3 protein-coding genes are annotated in these 3,295 nt (G+C 32.1%); 1 reads left to right on the top strand and 2 read right to left on the bottom strand.

The genetic code is table 11. The features are described from left to right. Window positions 1-17: 17 nt before the first annotated feature. The gene (locus IMCC3317_RS20255; RefSeq protein WP_160131296.1) at window positions 18-860 is read right to left on the bottom strand and encodes a hypothetical protein; all 843 of its coding nucleotides are present in this window, start codon (window positions 858-860) and stop codon (window positions 18-20) included. A 290-nt stretch (window positions 861-1,150) separates the two neighbouring features. On the opposite strand from IMCC3317_RS20255, the gene IMCC3317_RS20250 reads away from it, so the two are divergent. Continuing rightward, the gene (locus tag IMCC3317_RS20250; RefSeq protein ID WP_160131295.1) at window positions 1,151-2,737 is read left to right on the top strand and encodes a peptide chain release factor 3; all 1,587 of its coding nucleotides are present in this window, start codon (window positions 1,151-1,153) and stop codon (window positions 2,735-2,737) included. 245 nt (window positions 2,738-2,982) lie between these two features. On the opposite strand, the gene IMCC3317_RS20245 is transcribed toward IMCC3317_RS20250, so the two are convergent. Next, window positions 2,983-3,294, bottom strand: coding sequence for a DUF3467 domain-containing protein (locus IMCC3317_RS20245; RefSeq protein ID WP_160131294.1), 312 nt, complete (start codon window positions 3,292-3,294; stop codon window positions 2,983-2,985). Between the last annotated feature and the right edge of the window lies 1 nt (window position 3,295).

The raw sequence follows: 3,295 nt of genomic DNA, 5'->3' as shown, positions 1-3,295 counted from the left end.
AGTCATGAAACTTTATTTTATAGATATCCAAGTTTAATCATTGAGGTAGTCACAGGGAAAGAAGTTATTCTGTATAACTCCTTTTTTTCACTGTTGTAAACGTACCCAACAAGATTAATCTTGTGATTTATCGAGATTTGGCTGTTATCAGTTTTGTTTGTTTTACCATTATTTCCGTCACAACTGTACACTACTGGTATTATTGCAGATACTTTTGATTTAGGAGGTAAACTAAATGTTGCTCTTCCATTACCAATGTAATTGAAAGTTATATTTTTATTTTTATTGTATGAAATTTTTACGTCATCTTTTGATTTCGGAAAGTTTATAATACTCCCAGTTTCAAGTTCTATTTCTGCACTAATCGGATATTCATTTTTATTTTCAATGTTCACAACAAGCTTGTCAGTAAATTTTTGACAAACCGTAAAATGATCACTGATTTCTGTGGTTACCGAAATATAATTTTGGATATCTTTCGCTATGTAAACATATACAGGCAGTTTTCGCATGTATCGTTCCCATCGTTTGTGCGCTTCGTGCTTTTTATCTCTACTTGTTTCAATCGCTTTTTGCTCCATAGGATACAGCTCTTGATTTTCGTAAACATGATGTCTTAAATTAGCAACACCTGTTAGATGTGGCACTATAGTTTGAAAGGAAATAATTCCGTCAGCCGTAGTTTCATCTAGCATCAGGTTTTGAACATCATACACAGTTTTCTCCTGCGCATGAGTTATTTGTAGCATAGAAAGCCACAAAATAAATATGGGAGAAAACTTCTTAACAATTAATAAAACAAAAGATATACTGCATGAAAGTTTACCTCTCAACAGTGCATCAATAGTAATGTTTTGCATTCGTATACTTCTTTTTAAGGTTGTTAATAAAAAGGATTTACTAGGTTATTCTTTTAACGAACTATTAACAAATGTAATAACTCATACATAGATATACGCATCAATACCCATGAAAGGATTTGTTTTTTCGATGAAATGCTAATTTTATCGTTAAAGTGCTTATTATGTTTTTTATAGTATTTATACTGTTTTTGTTAAAAAAAATACAGTTTGCTACCTTAAGTTGTTAGTAACTTTATGTCTTATTTGATTTAAAAGTGATATTTTTGATGCCTATTTAAATATTTCAGATGAGTCTAGAAAAAGAAATTAATAAGCGAAGAACCTTTGGCATTATTTCACATCCCGATGCAGGAAAGACAACATTAACAGAGAAGTTATTACTCTTTGGTGGAGCCATTCAAGAAGCTGGAGCTGTGAAGAATAATAAGATCAAAAAAGGAGCTACGAGTGACTTTATGGAAATTGAACGCCAAAGAGGAATTTCTGTGGCAACTTCGGTATTAGCTTTTATCTATAAGAACAAGAAAATCAACATTTTAGACACACCAGGACACAAGGATTTTGCAGAAGATACTTTTCGCACATTAAGCGCTGTTGATAGTGTAATTGTTGTGATTGATGTTGCAAAAGGTGTGGAAGAACAAACAGAAAAATTAGTCGAAGTTTGCCGCATGCGAAAGATTCCAATTATTGTTTTTATTAATAAGTTGGATAGAGAAGGAAAAGATGCTTTTGACTTGTTAGATGAAGTTGAGCAGAAATTAGGCTTGCGCGTTACACCTTTAAGTTTCCCTATTGGTATGGGCTACGATTTTAAGGGAATTTATAATATTTGGGAAAGGAATATTAATTTATTTACAGGAGATAATAAACAAACCATTTCAAAAGCAATTCATTTTGAAGATGTAAACAATCCTAAACTAGAAACGTATATCGGCGAAACTGCCGCAGAAACTTTACGTGAAGAGTTGGAATTAGCAATGGAAGTGTATCCAAATTTTGATAGAACAGAATATCTTAATGGAGAATTACAGCCTGTATTTTTCGGTTCTGCCTTGAATAATTTTGGAGTGAGAGAATTGCTTGATTGTTTTGTTGAAATTGCGCCAACACCACGACCGAAAGAATCTGACACGCGTTTGGTACACCCGAATGAGAAAGATTTTTCAGGCTTTGTTTTTAAAATTCATGCCAACATGGATCCTAAACATAGAGATAGACTTGCCTTTATAAAAATTGTTTCTGGAGTTTTTAAAAGAAATACTCCTTATTTACATGTTCGACTTGATAAGAACCTAAAATTTTCAAGTCCGAATGCTTTTTTTGCAGAGAAAAAACAGATTGTAGATGAATCATTCCCAGGTGATATTGTTGGTTTGCATGATACCGGAAATTTCAAAATTGGGGATACGTTAACCGCTGGAGAACAGATGAATTACAAAGGTGTTCCTAGCTTTTCGCCAGAACATTTTAGGTATATTAACAATGCGGATCCGATGAAATCTAAGCAATTGAATAAAGGAATTAGTCAGTTAATGGATGAAGGAGTTGCACAATTATTTACGCTAGATTTAAACAATAGAAAGATTATTGGAACCGTTGGAGCGCTTCAATACGAAGTGATTCAATATCGATTGGAACATGAATATGGCGCAAAATGTTCGTATGAAAATTTGAATGTTTTTAAAGCATGTTGGATTGAAGTTGATAATGAAAAAGATCCTCAGTTTTTAGATTTCAAGCGTGTAAAACAGAAATTTTTAGCACGTGACAAAGAAGATAAAATGGTTTTCCTTGCCGATTCTTCTTTTTCATTACAGATGACACAGCAGAAATATCCTAAAATTAAATTCCACTTTACGAGTGAATATTGATGAAAAAAATAATTGAAGAATTGAAGATTGAATGATTAAATAATCATTCTAAAGCCATGTAACAGTTTTAAATAAAAAAGACATTCATATATGTGAATGTCTTTTTTTTGTGCATTAGGTTTTAAATATAGAAGCCTGTTTTTTGGACTCTATAACAAAAATCTATTTTATATTAATAGTCATAGATTTTTAAAATACTTATAAAATAAAAAAAACCTCAATTCGAAAATTGAGGTTTTTTTAGTTTATGCTTCTCCTGTCGGTCCAAAATTCATTGGAATTGTAGGATGTTCAAATTCTTTGATTTTTCCATGAGCTTTTTCAAAGCGCTGAATGTTTTCACCTAATGCCTTCATTAATCGTTTTGCATGTTGTGGTGTTAACACAATTCTAGATTTTACTTTTGCCTTTGGTCGCCCTGGCATAATGTTTACAAAATCTACCACAAATTCAGAAGCTGAATGGTTAATGATTGCTAGGTTGGAATAAATTCCTTCCGCAGTTGCATCATCCAACTCTATATTGATTTGCTTTTCGTTTGCTTTGTCGTTGTTCATG

Source organism: Kordia antarctica (assembly GCF_009901525.1).
Lineage (GTDB): Bacteria > Bacteroidota > Bacteroidia > Flavobacteriales > Flavobacteriaceae > Kordia > Kordia antarctica.
Note: the sequence above shows the minus strand (reverse complement) of the source record. Positions and strands in the feature narration are given on the sequence as shown.

Excerpts from the sequence above, each read along its gene's own strand:
- IMCC3317_RS20255 (WP_160131296.1), bottom strand. The coding sequence starts at position 860 with ATGCAAAACATTACTATTGATGCACTGTTGAGAGGTAAACTTTCATGC.
- IMCC3317_RS20250 (WP_160131295.1), top strand. The coding sequence starts at position 1,151 with ATGAGTCTAGAAAAAGAAATTAATAAGCGAAGAACCTTTGGCATTATT.
- IMCC3317_RS20245 (WP_160131294.1), bottom strand. The coding sequence starts at position 3,294 with ATGAACAACGACAAAGCAAACGAAAAGCAAATCAATATAGAGTTGGAT.